Annotated in this window: 1 protein-coding gene; it reads left to right on the top strand. The window is 65.4% G+C overall.

The window, feature by feature from the left end:
* A partial coding sequence (locus tag SB765_RS28125) for an ABC transporter permease subunit (protein ID WP_410932287.1) occupies positions 1-425 on the top strand: 425 nt, incomplete at both ends.

The following is a 425-nucleotide window of genomic DNA, read 5'->3' on the forward strand; positions in this document are numbered from 1 at the left end:
TGAGTCGGTGATCAACCTGTTGCTGCCCAACCTGGCGCAGACCCTGACCCTCGCCGGGCTGGCCCTGCTGGTGATGGTGCCCGTGGCGCTGACCCTGGGCGTGCTGGCCGGCATTCGCCAGGGCTCGCTGCTTGACCGGTTGGTGTCGTTCCTGTCGATCGTCACCACGTCGATTCCCGACTTCGCCAGCGCGGTGTTCGTCTCGGCACTCTTTGTGTTCTGGCTCAACTGGCTGCCCGGCGTCAGCAGCATGAGCGAGGGTTTCAGCGCGGTGCAACTGGTCCTGCCGTTGATGGTGCTGTGCCTGTTCGGCATCGGCTATCTGGCGCGCATTACCCGGGCGTCGATGGTCGAAGTGATGCAGCCACCGTACATCCGCACGGCCCGCCTCAAAGGCGCCTCGACCGCACGCATCGTGATGCGCC

The sequence above is a fragment of the Pseudomonas sp. SIMBA_067 genome (genome assembly GCF_046534675.1).
Taxonomy (GTDB): domain Bacteria; phylum Pseudomonadota; class Gammaproteobacteria; order Pseudomonadales; family Pseudomonadaceae; genus Aquipseudomonas; species Aquipseudomonas putida.